The following is an 18,353-nucleotide window of genomic DNA, read 5'->3' as shown; positions in this document are numbered from 1 at the left end:
TAAAAATGTGATAAATCCTCATATTTAGGTTGTCAAGGGATGGCTGCAAAAACATCGACGACGATGCCACTCGAAAAAGCGCGCGCCGAAGTCCTGCCCCGGCGTGCGCCCGTGCAGCAGCGCAGCCGCGAGCGTCTGGACAGGATCCTGGCGGTCGCTACGGAATTGATCGGCGCGCGCGGCAGCGATCAGCTGAAAATGGGCGAGGTCGCCGAACAGGCCGGCATTTCCATCGGCTCGCTCTACCAATATTTTCCGGACAAGAGCGCGATCATCCGCAGCCTGGCGGAGCGCTACGGCGCCGAATGCCGCAATTGCGTCGAGGCTGCGCTCACGCCCGTAAGTTCGGTCGCGGCACTGGAAGCGGCCTATGGCTTGCTGATCGATGATTATTACCAGCTCTACCGGGCCGAACCGGTGATGCGCGACGTCTGGTCAGGCACGCAGGCCGACAAGCAACTCGCGGCCCTGGAACTTGCCGAAAGCCGGATTTGCGGCGGCATGCTGGCCGACGCCATGGCGCGGGCCCATGGGGCGGCGGATGCTTCGGCCTATGCCGCTACCGCCTTCACGATCTGGCAGCTCGGCGAGGCGACCATGCGCCTGGCGGTTTCGGTGGACGAAAAGGAAGGCGCGGCCATCGTTGCCGCGTTCAGGCGCATGACCTTGCGAGAAATCCTGACACCGGGGCAGGTGTAACTTCCGGGATCGCAGGCGTCCTCGCCTGCATCCGGAAGCATTGCGGGTAGAGGAAAGCACGATGCAGGCTGGAAGCCTGCGATCCCCGGGTGATCACAAGGCAGCCATGCGATATTCAGAATTCTCTTTCCTGCCCGCATCCCCAGATGGCATAAGAATCCGACATGTCTAATCAGGTAGTTTCATGAGCTTCATCGACGCAGAACTGTCTCCCCAGCGCAAGAACGGCCAGATCAAGATCCATGGCCCGGAGGCCTTTGCCGGCATGCGCGCGGCGGGCAGGCTTGCGGCCCAGGGCCTCGATCTGATGGTGGACGCGGTCAAGCCTGGCGTCACCACCAACCAGCTCGACCGGATGCTGTTCGAATTCGCGATGGACAACAAGGCCTATCCGGCCACCCTGTTCTATCGCGGCTATCGCAAGTCGAGCTGCATTTCGCTCAACCATGTGGTCTGCCACGGCATTCCCGACGACAAGCCGCTGCAGGATGGCGTCATCCTCAACATCGACTACACCGTGGTGCTCGATGGCTGGCACGGCGATTCCAGCCGCATGTATGCAGCCGGCGACATCCCCCGCCGCGCCGAGCGGCTGATGGAAGTCACCTATGAGGCGATGATGCGCGGCATCAACGTCATCAAGCCCGGCGCGACCACCGGCGACATCGGCTATGCCATCCAGAGCTATGCCGAGGCCGAGCGCTGCTCGGTGGTGCGCGATTTCTGCGGGCACGGCCTAGGCCGCCTGTTCCACGACGAGCCTAACATTCTGCATTACGGCCGGCGCGGCGAAGGCGTGGTGCTCAAGCCCGGCATGTTCTTCACGGTGGAGCCGATGATCAATCTCGGCCGCCCGGACGTGAAGGTGCTGAATGACGGCTGGACCGCCGTCACGCGTGACCGTTCGCTCTCGGCCCAGTTCGAGCACAGCGTCGGCGTCACCGAGACGGGCGTCGAGATCTTCACCCTCTCCCCCGCCGCGTTGAACCAGCCCCCCTACGCCAAGGCTGCCTGAATGAAGAAGGGGCGCTCGCCATTGCCGGACGCCCCCCTTCCCGGCCTGGGCGAAGCGCCCCTGTTCCCGCCAGCCGCCGAAACGGCGGAGCCGCATTATCACGGCCATCGCGAGAGGCTGCGCCAGCGTTTCGCTGAGGCCGAGGGCCGCCTGCCCGACTACGAACTCCTCGAACTGATCCTGTTCCGCTCCATCCCGCGCCGGGACGTCAAGCCGCTCGCCAAGGCGCTGATCGCCCGTTTCGGCTCGCTGGCCGAGGTCCTGGGTGCTCCGATCGCCCGGCTCAGGGAGATCGACGGCGTCAGCGACGGCGTGGCCGGCGACCTCAAGATCGTCGAGGCGGCCGGCCACCGCCTCGCCAAAGGCGGCATCGCCAAGCGACCGGTGCTGTCGACCTCGGCGGCCCTCATCGACTATTGCCGCAGCACCATGGCCTTCGCCGAGCGCGAAATCTTCCGCATCCTCTTCCTCGACACCAAGAACGGCCTGATCGCCGACGAGGTTCAGCAGAGAGGCACAGTCAACCATACGCCCGTATACCCGCGCGAGGTGGTGAAGCGGGCGCTGGAACTCTCGGCCACAGCCCTGATCCTCGTGCACAACCATCCCTCCGGCGATCCCTCGCCCTCTTCGGCGGACGTATCGATGACGCGCACCATCGCCGATGTCGCCGGGCCGCTCGGCATCGTGGTGCATGACCACATCATCATCGGCCGCGACGGCCATGTCAGCCTGAAGGCGCAGCGCCTGTTTTGAACAGGCCCTTATGGATGTTTGCGATTTGACGGAGCCACCAAGAATCGCAAAGACGCATCGAAGCAAAGAGTTAGAGTAGATAAGCGTTCACATTCGAACGCGTTTTGCTCGTCCGGATCGGCCGCCGGCTCTGAGCCAAATCGGTGGTCGGCTGGGGGCATCATGCCCGGATGACGGTGACACCCAGAGCGCGGAAAGGCTCGACAGCCTGGTCGGGGGTATCGGCCTCCACCAGCATCGTGTCGACCTCTCCGGCGTCCGCGACATGAAAAGGCGAGGCAGCGCCGAGTTTCTCCCGGGAGGCCAGCACCACGGTTTCCGCAGCCTGACGGCGTAGCGCCCGCTTGATGGCCGCTTCCTCGCTGTCGCCCGTGGTCAAGCCGATCTCGGCATGGATGCCCGTCACTCCCATGAAATAGACGTCGGCCCGGATACGCGCGATCGCTTCGGCAGCGGTTGCCCCCACCGCAACCATGGAATGGCGGAACAGCCGGCCGCCGATCAGTTCCACCTCGATGCCGGCATGACCGGCGAGCTCGACCGCAACATTCGGACTATGGGTCACCACCATGGCCTTGAGACCGGGAGCGAGATGACGCGCGAGTTGCACCGCCGTGGTGCCACCGTCGAGCATCACCACCTGTCCCGGACTCACCAGGCGAGCAGCCGCCCGGCCGATGGCGACCTTGCCGGAAGCCGAAACCTCGCGGCGCTGGACGAGATCGCCCATCGCCGGCGAATGCGGCAGGGCGCCGCCATGGACGCGCTGCAGCAGCCCCTCGCCCGCCAATTCGCGCAGGTCCCGGCGGATGGTGTCCTCCGACAGGTCAAGCTCCCGGCTGATGGCCTTGGCGACGACGCGCCCATCCCGGCCGAGAACCTTGAGAATATAGGCCTTGCGCTCGCTGGTGAGCATGCTGCTGTCGCCTCACGAATTTTCTTGACTATACACGAACTTGCACGAATTTTAGGCGCCCTTCAAGATAATTCGCGAAATTTCGTGCAGAGAGGTTTCCATGAGCGTGGCGGATCGGGTTCGTGTGGAGGAGGTCCAACTCCTCTCCGATGACTGGTATGTGCTGAAGAAGACGACGTTTCTCTATCGCCGCGGCAACGGAAGCTGGCAAAGGCAGAGCCGGGAGACCTATGACCGCGGCAACGGCGCCACAATCCTGCTTTACGATCCCAGCCGGCGCACCGTGATCCTGACGCGCCAGTTCCGCTATCCGGCCTTCGTCAATGGCTGCGACGATCTGCTGATCGAAACCCCGGCCGGCCTGCTCGACAAGGCAAGCCCGGAAGAGCGCATCCGCGCCGAGACCGAAGAGGAAACCGGCTTCAGGATCCGCGAGGTGCGGCGCGTGATGGAAGCCTATATGAGCCCGGGCTCGGTGACCGAGAAGCTCTATTTCTTCGTCGCGCCTTACAGCCCCGGCGACCGGGTCGGCCCAGGCGGAGGCCACGTAGAGGAAGGCGAGGACATCGATCTGCTCGAACTCGACATCGACGAGGCGCTGATGATGATCGCGCGCGGCGAGATCCGCGACGGCAAGACCATCATGCTGCTCTACCATGCCGCCTTGCATCTCTTCGGCAAAGCGGGAGGAACGGCATGACGCCACGCCCGAATACTACTATTGCGATTTTCATTTGGGCGGATTTGGAGTGTCAGCCTCCGGCTGACATTCTGGAAAACGAAGCGTCGTCGGGCGGGCAGAATGTCAGCCGGAGGCTGACATTCCCAATAGCCTGCTTTCCAACATGAAAAGCAGCTATAGAGCCACGCGAAGGCCCCCTCCACTACCGCGCCGTCTCGATCACGATCTTGCCGAAGGCGCCGCGATCGAGATGGTCGAGCGCGGCCGGCAGTTCGTCGAAGCCGTAGCGCTTGTCGATGACGGGCCGAAGGCCGAGCGCATCGACGGCCCGCACGAGATCCTCCTGCGCCCGGCGGTGGCCGACGCCGATACCCTGGACCGTCAAGCCCTTGAGCATCAGGGGGACCACCGGCGCGGAAACCTCGACACCTTCCAGCACGCCGATAACGGAAATACGCCCGCCCATCGCCGCAGCCTGGACCGACTGCCCCAGATTGGCGCCTCCGGCGATTTCGAGGATATGATCGGCGCCACGGTCGCCGGTCAGGCGATGGGTGGCCTCCACCCAATCCTCCCGGCTGCGATTGATGCCGTGATCAGCGCCGAGTTCCCGCGCTCGCGCCAGCTTGTCAGCGCTGCCGGACGTGACGATCACTCTTGCCCCGGCCGCCTTGGCGATCTGCAGCCCGAACAGCGAGACGCCGCCCGTGCCCTGCACCAGCACGGTCTTGCCGGCCAGCGGCGTGCCGCGCTCCACCAGGGCGAACCAGGCCGTCAGCCCCGCCACCGGCAGAGTGCTCGCGGCGGCATCGTCGAGCGTGGCCGGCGCGAGGGTGAACCAGTCTTCGGGAAAAGCGACATAGTCGGCAAGTACACCGGGCCGCATGCCGCCCAGAGTGCGGTAGGGCGGCACGCGGGCCGTACCGTGGTTCAGTCCGTCGATCCAGCCGGGAACGAAGGTGGAGATCACGCGGTCACCCGGCTTGAAGCGCGTGCTGCCTTCTCCGAGCGCCTCGACGACACCCGCCATGTCCGATGCCGGGGTGAAGGGGAAGGTCAGGGGCTGGCCGAAGCCGGTCTCGATCACCAGCTTGTCGCGATAATTCAGGGAAACGGCGGTCACCTTGACCAGGATCTCGCCTGCTTGCGGCTGGGGCTTCGGCGCATAGTCGAGCACGAGCCGATCGCGCCCGATTGCGTTCATGGACCATCGTTTCATCCGCTCCGTCATTGTCGTCTCCATTCGGATCAGTGGGAGCGGCACTGTACTGTTGAATTTCTGGCACCAGTGGCGACATAAATTCCGATCTTTGGTTCCCAATCCTCTACAATATCATCCTTGCAATGGTGGATCGTCTTAACGGTGTCTCGGTTTTCGTCGAAGCGGTAGAGGCTGGCGGCTTTGCCGCCGCCGCCCAGCGGCTCAACCTGTCGCGCTCGGCGGTCGGCAAGTCGATCGCCCGGCTTGAAGAGCGCCTGGGCGCCCGGCTGTTCCATCGCACCACGCGCAGCCAGGCGCTGACCGAGGACGGCCAGGTCTTCTATGAGCGCTGCCTGCGGGCACTGGCCGAGATCCGCGAGGGCGAGGCTCTGCTCGACAGCGGCCGGCGCGATGTCAGCGGCCGGCTGCGCGTCACCATGCCCGCCCTGTTCGGGCGCGTCTGTGTCGCGCCGCTTCTACTCAGGCTTGCGGCCCAGCATCCGGCTCTCGAACTCGAGCTCAACTTCAACGACAGGCGCGTCGACCTGATCGAAGAAGGCTACGACCTCGCCATTCGCAACGGCACCCTCGAATCCGACATGAACCTGATCACGCGCCGTGTTGCCCTCCAGCGCATGACGGTGTGCGCCGCTCCTGCCTATCTGCGCGAGCATGGCGCGCCGCTCACCCTGGCCGCCCTCGCCGACCATCAGGCCATTCTCTATGGCCGCTCCGGCCACCCCCGGTCATGGCTGTTTCCGGTACAAAGCGGGCCGGCCATCGAGATCATGCCCCCGAGCCGCTTCATCTTCGATTCCCTCGATGCCGTCGCCGATGCGGCGGTGGCCGGAGCAGGCCTTGCCTGGATGCCCTGCTGGCTGGTGGCCGAGCGCGTGCGCAGAGGCGAGTTGATCCGGGTGCTGACCGAACATCCGGGCCTGGTCTTCGACGTGCATGCCCTTTGGCCGCGCGCTCCCGTGCAGCCGCTGCGCGTACGCGCCGCCATCGACCTGCTCGCCACCAACCTTTCCCGCTTGATGAGCAACGAAGTCGGCCTCTGAAGACGGGCTTGCTCCTCTATCGCTTCGCTCCCATCGACGAAGTGCCGACGTCAGAGCGCAAGCCGCCATTTCAGGCAAACCATGCCCGTGGGGAAGGCAAGTTGCCTCCCCGGCAGGCAAATCCGCAATTCTGCTCATGATCTCACCAATCCTTATGCGCAGACCGCTTGCTGCTTTGCCCGATCTCGCTCAATGTAACGCCAGATTGCACATCTGGAGGGAATGTATGGCGGCGTTCGACGAGATGACCCTGAGCGACGGCACCATTCGTTCCGCCTACGCCGATCTCGCGCAATGGCTCTCCACGGCCCCCAAGGAATTGTTGACCCACCGACGAAACGAGGCCGAGTTGCTGTTCCGGCGCATCGGCATCACCTTTGCCGTCTACGGCGACAAGGATGGCGCCGAGCGCCTGATCCCCTTCGACATCATCCCGCGCATCCTGGCGGCCCAGGAATGGAACACGCTCAAAAGCGGCCTCGAACAGCGCGTGCGGGCGCTGAACATGTATATCAAGGATGTCTATGGCAAACGCGAAGTGGTGCGCGCCGGCGTGGTGCCGGAAGATCTGATCTTCAACAATCCGGCCTTCCGCCCCGAAATGGCGGGCCAGAGCGTGCCCCATGACGTCTATGTCCATATAGCCGGCATCGACATCGTCCGGGTCGACGCCGATACCTTCTACGTGCTCGAGGACAATGCCCGCACGCCTTCCGGCGTCTCCTACATGCTGGAGAACCGCGAAGTCACCATGCGCCTTTTCCCGGAGGTGGTGGCGCGCCACCGCATCGCACCGGTCGAGAACTATACGGACGAACTGCTCGCTACCCTGCGCTCGATCGCCCCGCGCTCGGCCTCGCGCGATCCGGTCGTGGTGCTGTTGACGCCGGGCATGTACAATTCGGCCTATTACGAACACTCCTTCCTGGCGGATCGCCTCGGCATCGAGATCGTGGAGGGCCGCGATCTCTTCGTGCGGGACGAGATCGTCTATATGCGCACCACCGAAGGGCCTCGCCGCGTCGACGTGATCTATCGGCGCATCGATGACGATTTCCTCGATCCCCTCGCCTTCCGCCCGGATTCGGCCCTCGGCGTTCCTGGCCTGATGACTGCCTACCGTGCCGGCAATGTCACGCTCACCAATGCCGTCGGCACCGGCGTCGCGGACGACAAGGCCGTCTATTCCTACATGCCCGACATCGTGCGCTTCTTCCTCGGCGAGGAGCCGATCCTGCAGAACGTACCAACCCATCGCTGCCGCGAGCCCGAAGCTCTGGCCTATGTGCTCGACAATCTCGAAAGCCTGGTGGTCAAGGAGGTTTCGGGATCGGGCGGCTACGGTATGCTGATCGGGCCGCATGCCAGCAAGGCCGAAATCGCCGACTTCAGGGCCAAGCTGAAGGCGCATCCCTTCGGCTATATCGCCCAGCCGACCTTGGCGCTCTCGACCTGCCCCTGTTACGTCGAGGAAGGCATCGCCCCTCGCCATGTCGACCTCAGGCCCTTCGTCCTCACCGGTTCGGACAAGGTCCGCATCGTGCCGGGCGGCCTGACCCGCGTGGCACTGAAGCAAGGTTCGCTGGTGGTGAATTCGAGCCAGGGGGGCGGCACCAAGGATACCTGGGTTCTGGACCGATGACATCAGCCATGAACGCTCCGCAGCCGCTCTCCTGCTTCCTCTCGTCCGGACATTGACGCATGCTGTCGCGTACCGCCGATAACCTGTTCTGGCTGGCCCGCTATGTCGAACGGGCCGAATATCTCGCCCGCATCCTCGACGCCGCCTACCGTCTGTCATCCCTGCCGGCCTCCTATGGCGGCCTGACCACGGAATGGGAGAGCGCCGTGGAGACGGCGGGATGCGGTCCAGCCTTCTTTGCCGCCTATGAGGAGGCCAACGAGCGCACGGTCACCGAGTTCCTGGCCTTTTCCGCCGAGAACCCTTCCTCGATCCGCAATTGCTTCGAAATGGCGCGTACCAATGCCCGCGGCGTGCGCACCGCCCTCACGGCGGAGATGTGGTCGACCATCAATGACGCCTGGCTCCAGCTCCAGCGCTATGATCCGGCCCGGATGAGCCGCGAGGAAGTCTCCCGCTTCCTCGACTGGGTCAAGGGCGTCTCCCTGATGTTCGACGGTTCGGCCTACCGCACCATGCTGCGCAACGACGCCTATGCCTTTGCGCGGCTCGGCCTGTTCCTCGAACGCGCCGACAACACGGCCCGTATCCTCGACGTCAAATACCACGTGCTGCTGCCGCCCTCGGAAAGCGTCGGGGGCAGTCTCGACTATTTCCAGTGGACGGCCATCCTGCGCGCCGTCTCCGCGCTGACCGCCTATCACTGGGTCTACAAGGAAAGCCTCAAGCCATGGCTTGTCGCCGATCTGCTGACCTTGAACACACAGATGCCGCGTTCCCTTGCTTCATGCTATGAGAACTTGAACGGGAATCTCGATCAGCTCGCGCAGGTCTATGGCCGGCAGGGCCCGGCCCAGCGGCTGGCGCGCGTGACTCAGTCGCGCCTGCAGAATCTGAGCATCGACGAGGTCTTCCAATCCGGTCTGCATGATTTCATCACCGATTTCATCACCGACAACAACAATCTGAGCGCGGCGATCGCCGAGCAATATCTGATCTGACGAACCCATGCGCATCTGCGTCGCCCACGAAACCGTCTATCGCTACGAGCGGCCGGCCAAATCCGTGATCCAGACCCTGCGGCTGACCCCGCGCTCGCATGATGGCCAGCACGTGGTGCGCTGGCGCATCGATGTGGACCAGGACGTCAGGCTAAGCCAGTCCGAGGACGCCTTCGGCAATATCAGCCACGCCTTTACGGCCATCGGCAGCATCGAAAGTCTGCGGGTGCGCGTGGAAGGCGAGGTGGAGACCCATGACAATGCCGGCGTGCTGCACGGCGTGGTGGAGCGTTTCCCCGTCTCCCTCTATCTGCGCGATACCGGCCTCACCCAGGCCGATGCCTCGATCCAGGACTTTGCCAGCCGGAGTGCCGCTGCGGCAGGAGGCGGGCTCGCCGCCTGTCATGCCCTGATGCAGGCGATCCATGACCGTGTCGAGGTCAGCCGGGATCCGAAGCAGCCGGCAGCCGGCCTGATCGAGGCCCTTGCGACCGGCACCGGCGTCGCGCAGGACGCCAGCCATCTCTTCATCGCCTGCGCCCGCTCGCTCGGCATCCCGGCCCGCTACGTCAGCGGATTGCTCTGGCAGCCGCCGGCGCAGCAAAGCAGCGCCACCCATGCCTGGGCCGAGGCCTATGTCGAGGGTCTGGGCTGGGTCGGCTTCGATCCGGCGCTGTCGGTCTGTCCCACCATCCACCACATCCGCGTCGCCGCTGGCCTGGATTACCTGAGTGCCGCACCGGTGCGGGGCGCCCATTATGGCGGCGATGGCGAAAGCCTGGAGGTCGCCATCGATATCGGCGAAAAGGGAGAGCATCCGCAGGCGCAGCGTCAATCGCAGAGCTGACCTAGCCCTTTCAAGGTCTTTGCAAGGCGGTCTGCGCTGGGGGCGTTCCCAGCCCCGCCTGCAGGCCATGCGTCTTCCAGGGGCCGGGGACCCGCCCGCCAAAATGCCGTTTCGAGACTTGGATGTCTAACGTGGCGCTGCTCTTCAATGACGACGGCGCACAATTCCGGCTCGATAGTCTGCAAACACCTCGGGGAACGGCTCTCAAGGCCGGCTTGAATCGTGCTCATGCTTGTAGCGGCGCACCATGGCCGGCCGCAATTTCGGGGCCAGTTTGCTGACCCCAAGCAAGATCAGAATTCCGAGCACATAGCCCACCTGCAGGGCGATGGCGATGGCCACCATGTCGATCAAGGCCGCTCCCAGGCCGAAGCCTGCCATCCAGATGATGAGGGCGCTGCCGATCGATGCGATCAGGGCAATGATCGTGAAAGCCAGTACCGGAACAAAAGTCCCGCACAGAGCGCCCAGCACTATCGCAACGATGACAGGCCAGATCACGAACATATGTCTCTCCAACTATTTCGTTGGTTTGCTGCGGAACCCGGTGTTTCGTTCTACCATCTTGAGCAGGATCGATCTTGCCGATACTGCCCACCCCGAGTCTAGTAAAAAACTCCTCCAAAAGAAGGGGGGCAGGCTTTTTCACGCAAGGTTGATTTCCGACCGTGATGGTCTCGAACAGTGTATTCTTTCAACAAAAGAAGCAATGCCCTATTCGGATGAGGTAGGCATTATACTGTATCGGCTCCGCAACGGCCGGATGCCGGCAGAGCCTCGAGACCATCGACGCCCCCAGCGATGGCACCTTTCCGCGCAGGCTGCGTCAGCCCGAATGCTTCGTTTCGGGAAGGCGGGAGGGATCGATCACCTTGCCGGGATTCATGAGATCTCCCGGATCGACCATCGCCTTGATCGCCTGCATCAAGCCGAGCTTGACCGGGTCCGCCGTAGCATAGAGGGCATGGATACGCTTGGAGCCGACGCCGTGCTCGGCCGAGAACGAACCGCCGCGCTGGCGGATGCCGCCATAAAGCACCGCTTCCACACCGGCGATGTCGTCTGCCGTCAGCGCGTCTTCCGCCCGGTTGAGCATGATGTGCAGGTTGCCATCGCCCAGATGGCCGAAGACGAAGGGAGCCAGCCCAGGCGAGACGCCGGCAAGACCGGCGATGCTGGCGCGCACGTAGTCGTCTACCTGCGACAAGGGCAGCGAGACGTCGAAGCTGGGTGAGTTGGGATAGTCGACATAGATGACGGCCGATTCCTCGCGCAGCCGCCAGATCGCCTGCTCCTGCGCCAGCGAACTCGCCAGGACGGCGCTGGTCTCTGGGTAGGTTCCCAGCAGTTCCTCGTAGATCGCCGCCAATTCCTCCTGCAGCGCCGCTTCGTCGGCGCCGCCCAGCGAGAGAATGAGATAGATCCGGTGTTCCATGGAGAAATCCGGCGCCGACCAGCCGAAGTGGCGGGCGGCATAGCGGAAATAATCTGCCCACATCGCCTCGGCGGCGCGCAGTTCGCCGACCCGCGCGTCGAGGGCGCGCCGGATGGCAGCAAGCGCGGCGGGCACCGAGTCGAAACCAAACAAGGCCACGGCATGGGCCGCCGGCACGGCGTCCAGCTTGATCGCGACCCTGGTGACGATGCCGAGCGTGCCCTCTGCGCCGATCAGCAGATGCTTGAGATCATATCCCGCCGAGTTCTTCACCACCCGTGTGAGGTCGGAATAGATGGAGCCATCCGGCAGCACCGCTTCCAGGCCGAGAATGCGGTGGCGCATCACGCCATTGCGGAAGGCCATGATACCCCCGGCATTGGTGGAGATCATGCCGCCGATCGTGGCCGAACCGCGGGCCGGCAGATCGATGCCGGGCTCGAGCCGGTGGGCGAGCGCGGCCTCCTGCAGGGCCTGCAGCGTGCAGCCGGCTTCCACCACCGCCACGCGCTCATCGGCATCGAGCCGCTCGATCCGATTGAGGCGGCGGGTCGATATCACGAGCTGTCCCGCCGTCGAAATGCCGCCGCCGACAAGGCCGGTGCGCCCACCCTGCGGCACTACGGGAACACCGTATCGCACGCAAAGACGCACGATCGCGGCTACCTCCCCTGTCGTCGCTGGCGAGATCACGGCAGAAGCGCCGAGATTGTCGGGGTCCTCGCCCGGATCGAGCTCGGCGATTCCGGCGCCGGTGCGGATATTGGCGGCGCCCACCGCCGAGGCGAGATCTGACAGGAAGTCAGCCGGAAGCCCGTTTTCCTGCCCGATCATCGCCTCACCCTGTTGTCGTTTCGCCTTGAGCGCTCAGGCCGCGCGGCGCAATGCCTGCGCCATGCAGTGAATGCCGCCGCCGGTCTTGGATATCTCGCCGGTGTCGACGGCCGCAACCTCGAATCCACGCGCCTTGAGCTGCTCGATCAGGCTCTTGCTCGCGGTGGGCGCAATGATGCGGTCATCGCCCACGGACATGAAGTTGCAGCCAAGCGCCATCGTATCCTGGAACGGCACGTCGATGATCTCGTGGCCCTTGGCCTTGAGCCAGTCGACGATGCCGGGTTCGGTGCAGGCCAGGCACACTGCCGTCAGCTTCGGCGCGATCGGCACCACCATCAGGTCGATATGGACGTAATATTCGTCGATGAAGGCGAGCCGGACCTCCCAGCCTTCCTTCTCGAACCAGCCGGCGACCTGGCGGGCGCCCTCCTCCTGGGTGCGGGCGCCCCCGCAGCCGATCAGCACGCAGCCTTCCTCGATCACGTTGAAATCGCCGCCCTCGAAGGTGCCGGCCGTCACCATGTCGTAGATCGGGATACCCATCTTCTCATAGGCGCGGATGGCGGCATAGTTCTCGCCGCGGCGCCACCAATTGGCCATGGCGGTGATGATGACGCCATAGGGCGTCATCACGCTGGAATCGCGCGTATAGACCTGCATCGGCAGTTCGACTTCCGGCTCCAGCCAGTGGATATTGACGCCGAAATGCTCATAGGCCGAGGCCAGTTCCTTATGCTGGGCCTGCGCGGTCTGGATGTTGCAGGGCGCCTCGCGCAGATGTTTGCGCGACAGCGAGCTGGTGGCCATATGCCTGAGATAAGCCGGCGAGCCGAGCAGGACGTCAGTCAAGCGGTCGGTCTCGTTGCGAAAGCCCCAATGCTTGAGCGGCTTGGTGCCGCCGGCGAGATTGCGGCGACGCAGGGTGAAGGCGTCGTCGACATGGATCTGTTCGATGCGGTTCACGGTCGTTTCCCTTTCCTTAGGTGGGGATCCACCATTCGCGCCCGCGCACGGTGGTGACATATTCGGGCCAGCGGAAGCCGATCGGCGGCGGATAGTCGGCCAGCGGCGGTATCCAGCTGGAGCCGCCGACACCGCCGCCGGTGCGTTCCTCGAATTCACGGCGGGCAGCGGCGCGAGCCTCCCCGTCCTCGATCAGGCGCAGGGCCGAGAGGGCGATCGTCTTGGCGGCGGTGGTCACCATCGGATCGATGGTGGCGGGCATGCCGCCCAGCGCATTCATCACCCAGCCCGGATAGGTATAGCCTTCCGGCGCCCTGAGGGCCGGCCGGGCCACGTAGAAGCGGGCGGTCGGGGCGTGCCAGCTCATGTCGGTATAGTCGTCCGAGGTCGAGTTGAGCTGGGAGGGCGGCAGGTCCCGCCGCAGGATCGCCTCGGCTTCCTCAGGGGCGATCAGCCGTTCGCATTCGGCCAGGAAGGGCTTTTCCATCGGCTCCAGGCCGAGATTGACCTGGATCTCGCGGGCGAGCCGGCAGGCCTCCTCGTCCCAGCGCGGCGCCCCCACCGTTGACATCGCCTCCCAGACGACGTTGGCGATGGCATGGTTGGCCAGGCCCGGGCGCGACTTGCACACCCAATGACGCTCATAACGGCAACCGGTCATCCTGGCCGCCATCTCGGCATTGCGGTCGAGCATGGCGGTCGCCTGCTCGGCCATATCGAGGGTGGGCATGCGCATCATGTACTGGATCTCGGCCAGGCCCGCCGGGAGATTGTCCGCCGTCGCCTGGCCAGCCGTGAGGATCGCCTCGCTGATCGACCAGCCGCCCTGATGGGTCAGCATGGAATCGCGCAGGGCCTTGGAGGCCATGTACATCATCATCAGCGCATCGTTGGCGCCGGGCGCGCGCACCGCCGAATGCGATTGCGGGATCGGTGCGCCCGCGGCGCGGTTCCAGGCCTCCGGCTCATCACAGATGAAGCGGTAGATCATCGAATAGGCGGCGCCGCAATGGGTATCCCAGCGCACCGTGTTGCACATCGGCAGCATGTAGAAGGGATGGAAAGAGAGCATGCCGTCGAGGCCGTCATAATAGCCCTTGGCGGCATGGAGGGGCTTGGAGCCCCTCACCTTCTCGGCCGGCTCGCCGGTAAAGCGCAGCGTGCCGGCAAGGCCGTGGCGCTCCATCGCCTGCTTGGTGGCCAGCAAGCCGCCGAGGCTGGAAGTGCCGAGCGCCGAATGGGGGTCGGTATGGCCGCCGGCATGCTCGCTGAGCCCCGGCCGCGGGCGCCTGACCGTCGCCGCATCCTGGCAATTGCCGGGCACCGCGTCATATTCGGCATACATGCCGATAACAGGTCCGCCCGGCTTGCCCGTCCAGTGCGCACAGAAGGCCGTCGGCATGCCGGCCGAGCCTTCCTCGACGGTAAAGCCATGCCGGCGCAGGAGTTCGACATACCAGCGCGCCGATTCATATTCACGCCAGGCGGTCTCGCCAAAATCGAAGATCGTGCGGGTCCAGCGCGAGAGATCGCCGGCGATGGCGTCGACATGCGCAAGCGCCGTCTGCTGAGCTGAACTGGTCAATTCCGCCTCCCTGATCCATGGCGAGGATAAGCGGTGAACATCGCTATCAAAAAGTGATATGTTTTGCCCGTTTGAACAAATTCCATTCACCTGTAAGCAATTGCTCCCAAAAGTTGGGGAGAGATTTCCCGGAGCCTCTTTTGCGAATTCCCTCCACCCAAGCCCTGAGGGCCCTCGACAGCTTCGCCCGCCACGGCAGCGTCTGGCGCGCCGCCGAAGAGCTCTTCCTCACCCGCAGCGCCGTCAGCCATCAATTGCGCCTGCTCGAACGCGACCTCGGCTTCGATCTCCTGGAGCGCAACGGCAAGGGCGTGATGCTGACCGCGCGCGGCCGCCACTACGCCAACGAGGTGCGCAAGGCCCTCACCGTCATCGGGGACGCCTCGCTGCAATATGGCGACAAGGGTGTCGCCGGCACGCTGCAGGTGAGCTGTACGCCCGGATTTGCCTCGCTTTGGCTGTGCACGCACATCGCCGAGTTCCAGGAGATGTATCCGGACGTGTCGCTGCGCGTGGTGACGCCGCGGCGGCTCGACGACGTCTCCAATCCCGATGTCGACCTCTTCATAGCCTTCGGAGACGGCAACTGGCCCAATCGGGCGGTGGAGCTCCTGTGTGAGGTCCAGTTCACGCCCTTATGCAGCCCCGCTCTGCTCAACAAGGTCGGCGGTCTCAACGAGCCTTCGGATGTGTTGAGGGCACCGCTGCTGCATCTGGGCGATTTCGACGATTGGACACGCTGGCTGGCTCTCGCCAATGTCGAAAATCCCAACGCCGAATGCGGCATGATCTTTTCCGACATGAATCTCGTCTTTGCCGCCGCCACCGCCGGCCAAGGCATCGCCATGGGGGACGAGCTCACCTGCCGCACCGCCATGAAGGCCGGCCAGCTGATCCGTCCCTTCGATCTCGCCATCAAGTCGCCCCGCTCCTATTTCCTGGTGATGGAACACACCAAGACGGGCCATGCCGTCTCTCGCGCCTTCGCAGACTGGCTGAAGTCGGCCTTAGCACAGACGAGCCCGACATACCGACCCAACTATGGCTGAAGAACTGTAGCGGGCTACCCGTTGGGGTGAATCAAATTTTTCCCTGGAGGCAACAACATTCAATTGTCGTGAACGATAATCACGCTTAGGCTTTGAAAGGTTTTCCAAAGCGTTTTGCGATTTGGCGGCAGCAGGAAACGCAAGGACGCGTCGAAACACGGAATCGGAGCAAAGCGCTTTGCTCCAAGCAAAGTTGGCCCGCTTCACCCACAATGGCAAAGCGCGCCAACCTTGCAATCGTTTGAAATCATGCGGGTTATCCCTGACCGAGACTGTGGCTCCGATCAGGGATAACCCGCTTAGGGGAACATGCATGGCGCAAAACGGCGGGACAGCGCCCGGCAAGGCAGCCGGTCATTCGAGCACCGAACATGCTGCCGAGATTCGGGCCGAGGGCATCGGCAAGACATTCGGCAAGTTCGAGGCGCTCAAGGGCGTGTCCCTCACCATCGCCCGCGGCGAATTCCTCACCCTGCTCGGCCCTTCGGGCTCCGGCAAGACCACCTTCCTGATGATCCTCGCCGGCTTCGAGAAACCGACGGTCGGCCGTCTCACCCGCGACGGCACGGACATCACCACCCTATCCGCCGAAGAGCGCGCCTTCGGCATGGTGTTCCAGGGCTATGCGCTGTTCCCGCATATGACGGTGGAGCAGAACATCGCCTTCCCCCTGCATATCCGCAAGGTGCCCGGCGACGAGATCCGCCGGCGCGTCGGCGAGATGGTGGCCCGCGTCGGCCTGTCCGGCCATGGCCATAAGCTGCCCTCGAAACTCTCCGGCGGCCAGCAGCAGCGCGTGGCACTGGCGCGGGCTCTGGTGTTCGAGCCGCCCGTGCTCCTGCTCGACGAGCCCTTCTCCGCCCTCGACAAAAACATGCGCAATTCGATGCAGGACGAGGTCAAGCGCCTGCACGAGGAACTCGGCACCACCTTCATCTTCGTCACGCACGATCAGAGCGAGGCGATGGCGCTGTCGTCGCATGTGGCGATCTTCAACCAGGGCCAACTCCTGCAGGTGGGCACGCCGCAGGAGGTCTACGAAAGGCCGACCAACCGTTTCGTCTCGGAATTTCTGGGGGACATCAATCTCCTGCCGCTGCACGACGTCCAGCGGGAAGCCGGCAATGCCCGCGGCTCCTGCGACGGAGCCCTGCTCGACGTGCCGTCTCAGACCCATGTCGGCAAGACCGGCATCCTGGCCATCCGCCCCGAACACATGGACGTCTCGGCCAGGCCGCAGACGGAGTCCCTCAACTGCCTGGCCGGCACCGTGACGGCCTCCACCTATCTCGGCTCGGCCACCAAACTATCCCTGACCACCAAGAGCGGCACGCCGGTGAGCCTGACGCTGCCGACCGACCGCGCGGCGGAAGCCTTGGCAAACGGGCCGGACCTCTGGCTCACCTGGCCCAAGAGCAAGGGCTTCCTGTTGCCGGAAGATGCCTGAAACAACGGCCTCTTCCTGCAATTAAAATATCGCAAAAACAAATAATTATAACACAACTCTCACCATCCGCCTTCGCATACCCACAGGGGAACATCGGCCATGAACGAAGCCTTCCAGAAAGACTGTCTCGAAATCCTCGCCTCGAAGGTCGAAGCCGGCCAGATCAGCCGCCGGCGCTTCGCCCAGCTCGCCGCCATGGTGCTCGCCGGCGCTCCCTTCGCCCTGCGCACCGGCCCGGCACGCGCCGATGGCGGCCAGCTCGTCCTCGTCAACTGGGGCGGCGACGCCATCAAGGCCTATGACGCCGCCTATGGCCAGCCCTTCCAGCAGGAAACCGGCATCACCGTGAAGGAAGACGGCACTGGCCCGACCGAAGGCGGCATCACCGCCCAGTTCAAGAGCGGCAAGCCGACCTGGGACATCGTGGACGCCGACCCGTTCTCCGCCATTTCCCTGGGCAAGCAGGGCATGCTCGAACCCATCGACTACAAGGTGGTCGACAAGTCGAAGTTCCGGCCGGGCTTTGGCTGGGAACATGCCTCTTCGACCTATTTCTTCTCCTATGTCATTGCCTATGACGCCTCCAAATTCGGCGACAAGCCGCCGACCGGCATGGCCGATTTCTTCAATGTGGAGAAATTCCCGGGCAAGCGGTCGCTCTACAAATGGGGTGCCGGCATGTGGGAGGCCCTGCTGCTCGGCGATGGCGTGGCGCCGGAAAAACTCTATCCGCTCGATCTCAAGCGCGCTCACGACAAGCTCGCCGCCTTCAAGGACAATGTGGTGTCCTATTGGGGTGGCGGTGCCGAAAGTCAGCAGGTGCTGCTGAATGGCGATGCCTCGATGGCGCTGATCTGGTCCACTCGTGCCTCGGTGCTGGAGAAGGATTCGGGCGGGCAGATCAAGTTCATCTGGGACCAGGGCCTGATCTCGCCCGGCGCCATGGCGGTGATCAAGAACAATCCCGGCGGCAGGGACAATGCGATGAAGTTCATCGCCAGCGCACAGGATCCCAAGAAGCAGCTGGTGATGTTCGACATGCTCGGACAGGGCCCCGCCAATCCGGCGACCGACGCTCTCATCCCTGCCGACCAGAAGCGCCTCAACCCCGTCGATCCGGCCAACATGGCCAAGCAGGTGGCGCTCGACATGAACTGGTATGCCGAAAACTACGGCGCGGCGCTGGACGCCTATACCAAGATCATCTCGGCCTGACC

The 18,353-nt window shown here is 64.0% G+C and carries 17 protein-coding genes; 11 read left to right on the top strand and 6 right to left on the bottom strand.

What is annotated here, in order from left to right:
* Nucleotides 1-63 precede the first annotated feature (63 nt).
* The 3 genes from C5L14_RS14495 (at nt 64) to radC (ending at nt 2,470) form a co-directional block, all read left to right on the top strand.
* Complete coding sequence (locus C5L14_RS14495; RefSeq protein WP_210203245.1) at nt 64-699, top strand: TetR/AcrR family transcriptional regulator; 636 nt, start codon at nt 64-66, stop codon at nt 697-699.
* Nucleotides 700-883: 184 nt separating this feature from the next.
* Entirely contained in the window at nt 884-1,714 is an 831-nt protein-coding gene (map, locus tag C5L14_RS14490; protein WP_105862772.1) for a type I methionyl aminopeptidase, read from the top strand.
* Complete coding sequence (gene radC, locus C5L14_RS14485; protein WP_105862771.1) at nt 1,715-2,470, top strand: RadC family protein; 756 nt, start codon at nt 1,715-1,717, stop codon at nt 2,468-2,470. It abuts the gene before it with no gap.
* Between the two features lie 160 nt (nt 2,471-2,630).
* Here radC and C5L14_RS14480 read toward each other — a convergent pair whose 3' ends face one another.
* Entirely contained in the window at nt 2,631-3,386 is a 756-nt protein-coding gene (locus tag C5L14_RS14480; protein ID WP_105862770.1) for a DeoR/GlpR family DNA-binding transcription regulator, read from the bottom strand.
* 100 nt (nt 3,387-3,486) lie between these two features.
* Here C5L14_RS14480 and C5L14_RS14475 point away from each other — a divergent pair, with 100 nt between their 5' ends.
* A complete protein-coding gene (locus C5L14_RS14475) occupies nt 3,487-4,086 on the top strand; it encodes an NUDIX domain-containing protein (protein ID WP_105862769.1) in 600 nt (199 codons plus the stop codon).
* Nucleotides 4,087-4,270: 184 nt separating this feature from the next.
* Here C5L14_RS14475 and C5L14_RS14470 read toward each other — a convergent pair whose 3' ends face one another.
* Nucleotides 4,271-5,272 carry a zinc-dependent alcohol dehydrogenase family protein gene (locus C5L14_RS14470; RefSeq protein ID WP_428832626.1) on the bottom strand — a complete coding sequence of 334 codons (1,002 nt, stop codon included), beginning with the start codon at nt 5,270-5,272 and terminating at the stop codon, nt 4,271-4,273.
* Between the two features lie 143 nt (nt 5,273-5,415).
* Here C5L14_RS14470 and C5L14_RS14465 point away from each other — a divergent pair, with 143 nt between their 5' ends.
* The 4 genes from C5L14_RS14465 (at nt 5,416) to C5L14_RS14450 (ending at nt 9,820) form a co-directional block, all read left to right on the top strand.
* Nucleotides 5,416-6,330 carry a LysR family transcriptional regulator gene (locus tag C5L14_RS14465; protein ID WP_209430950.1) on the top strand — a complete coding sequence of 305 codons (915 nt, stop codon included), beginning with the start codon at nt 5,416-5,418 and terminating at the stop codon, nt 6,328-6,330.
* Between the two features lie 226 nt (nt 6,331-6,556).
* The gene (locus C5L14_RS14460; protein WP_105862766.1) at nt 6,557-7,972 is read left to right on the top strand and encodes a circularly permuted type 2 ATP-grasp protein; all 1,416 of its coding nucleotides are present in this window, start codon (nt 6,557-6,559) and stop codon (nt 7,970-7,972) included.
* Nucleotides 7,973-8,031: 59 nt separating this feature from the next.
* Entirely contained in the window at nt 8,032-8,973 is a 942-nt protein-coding gene (locus tag C5L14_RS14455) for an alpha-E domain-containing protein (RefSeq protein WP_105862765.1), read from the top strand.
* A 7-nt stretch (nt 8,974-8,980) separates the two neighbouring features.
* Nucleotides 8,981-9,820: a transglutaminase family protein gene (locus tag C5L14_RS14450; protein ID WP_105862764.1), complete on the top strand. Its 840-nt coding sequence runs from the start codon at nt 8,981-8,983 to the stop codon at nt 9,818-9,820.
* Between the two features lie 204 nt (nt 9,821-10,024).
* On the opposite strand, the gene C5L14_RS14445 is transcribed toward C5L14_RS14450, so the two are convergent.
* From C5L14_RS14445 to C5L14_RS14430, 4 genes are all read right to left on the bottom strand, one after another.
* On the bottom strand, nt 10,025-10,327 hold the full coding sequence (locus C5L14_RS14445) for a hypothetical protein (RefSeq protein ID WP_105862763.1): 303 nt from the start codon (nt 10,325-10,327) through the stop codon (nt 10,025-10,027).
* 319 nt (nt 10,328-10,646) lie between these two features.
* Nucleotides 10,647-12,089 carry an FAD-binding oxidoreductase gene (locus C5L14_RS14440; protein ID WP_105862762.1) on the bottom strand — a complete coding sequence of 481 codons (1,443 nt, stop codon included), beginning with the start codon at nt 12,087-12,089 and terminating at the stop codon, nt 10,647-10,649.
* 33 nt (nt 12,090-12,122) lie between these two features.
* Complete coding sequence (locus C5L14_RS14435) at nt 12,123-13,055, bottom strand: dimethylarginine dimethylaminohydrolase family protein (RefSeq protein WP_428832625.1); 933 nt, start codon at nt 13,053-13,055, stop codon at nt 12,123-12,125.
* 16 nt (nt 13,056-13,071) lie between these two features.
* Nucleotides 13,072-14,640 (bottom strand): peptidase M20, encoded by a 1,569-nt coding sequence (locus C5L14_RS14430; protein ID WP_105862760.1) that lies wholly within the window; start codon nt 14,638-14,640, stop codon nt 13,072-13,074.
* Nucleotides 14,641-14,780: 140 nt separating this feature from the next.
* Here C5L14_RS14430 and C5L14_RS14425 point away from each other — a divergent pair, with 140 nt between their 5' ends.
* The 3 genes from C5L14_RS14425 (at nt 14,781) to C5L14_RS14415 (ending at nt 18,351) form a co-directional block, all read left to right on the top strand.
* Nucleotides 14,781-15,689 carry a LysR substrate-binding domain-containing protein gene (locus tag C5L14_RS14425; RefSeq protein WP_105862759.1) on the top strand — a complete coding sequence of 303 codons (909 nt, stop codon included), beginning with the start codon at nt 14,781-14,783 and terminating at the stop codon, nt 15,687-15,689.
* Between the two features lie 313 nt (nt 15,690-16,002).
* The gene (locus tag C5L14_RS14420) at nt 16,003-17,136 is read left to right on the top strand and encodes an ABC transporter ATP-binding protein (protein WP_105862758.1); all 1,134 of its coding nucleotides are present in this window, start codon (nt 16,003-16,005) and stop codon (nt 17,134-17,136) included.
* 99 nt (nt 17,137-17,235) lie between these two features.
* On the top strand, nt 17,236-18,351 hold the full coding sequence (locus C5L14_RS14415; protein WP_105862757.1) for an ABC transporter substrate-binding protein: 1,116 nt from the start codon (nt 17,236-17,238) through the stop codon (nt 18,349-18,351).
* Nucleotides 18,352-18,353 lie beyond the last annotated feature (2 nt).

This window comes from Labrys okinawensis (assembly GCF_002982075.1).
Taxonomy (GTDB): Bacteria; Pseudomonadota; Alphaproteobacteria; order Rhizobiales; family Labraceae; genus Labrys; species Labrys okinawensis_A.
This window is presented reverse-complemented; position numbering and strand designations above follow the sequence as displayed.

Coding starts and splice junctions, on each gene's coding strand:
- map (WP_105862772.1), top strand. CDS start 884: ATGAGCTTCATCGACGCAGAACTGTCTCCCCAGCGCAAGAACGGCCAG.
- C5L14_RS14415 (WP_105862757.1), top strand. CDS start 17,236: ATGAACGAAGCCTTCCAGAAAGACTGTCTCGAAATCCTCGCCTCGAAG.
- C5L14_RS14495 (WP_210203245.1), top strand. CDS start 64: ATGCCACTCGAAAAAGCGCGCGCCGAAGTCCTGCCCCGGCGTGCGCCC.
- C5L14_RS14445 (WP_105862763.1), bottom strand. CDS start 10,327: ATGTTCGTGATCTGGCCTGTCATCGTTGCGATAGTGCTGGGCGCTCTG.
- C5L14_RS14455 (WP_105862765.1), top strand. CDS start 8,032: ATGCTGTCGCGTACCGCCGATAACCTGTTCTGGCTGGCCCGCTATGTC.
- C5L14_RS14450 (WP_105862764.1), top strand. CDS start 8,981: ATGCGCATCTGCGTCGCCCACGAAACCGTCTATCGCTACGAGCGGCCG.
- C5L14_RS14475 (WP_105862769.1), top strand. CDS start 3,487: ATGAGCGTGGCGGATCGGGTTCGTGTGGAGGAGGTCCAACTCCTCTCC.
- C5L14_RS14440 (WP_105862762.1), bottom strand. CDS start 12,089: ATGATCGGGCAGGAAAACGGGCTTCCGGCTGACTTCCTGTCAGATCTC.
- radC (WP_105862771.1), top strand. CDS start 1,715: ATGAAGAAGGGGCGCTCGCCATTGCCGGACGCCCCCCTTCCCGGCCTG.
- C5L14_RS14460 (WP_105862766.1), top strand. CDS start 6,557: ATGGCGGCGTTCGACGAGATGACCCTGAGCGACGGCACCATTCGTTCC.
- C5L14_RS14420 (WP_105862758.1), top strand. CDS start 16,003: ATGGCGCAAAACGGCGGGACAGCGCCCGGCAAGGCAGCCGGTCATTCG.
- C5L14_RS14480 (WP_105862770.1), bottom strand. CDS start 3,386: ATGCTCACCAGCGAGCGCAAGGCCTATATTCTCAAGGTTCTCGGCCGG.
- C5L14_RS14470 (WP_428832626.1), bottom strand. CDS start 5,272: ATGAACGCAATCGGGCGCGATCGGCTCGTGCTCGACTATGCGCCGAAG.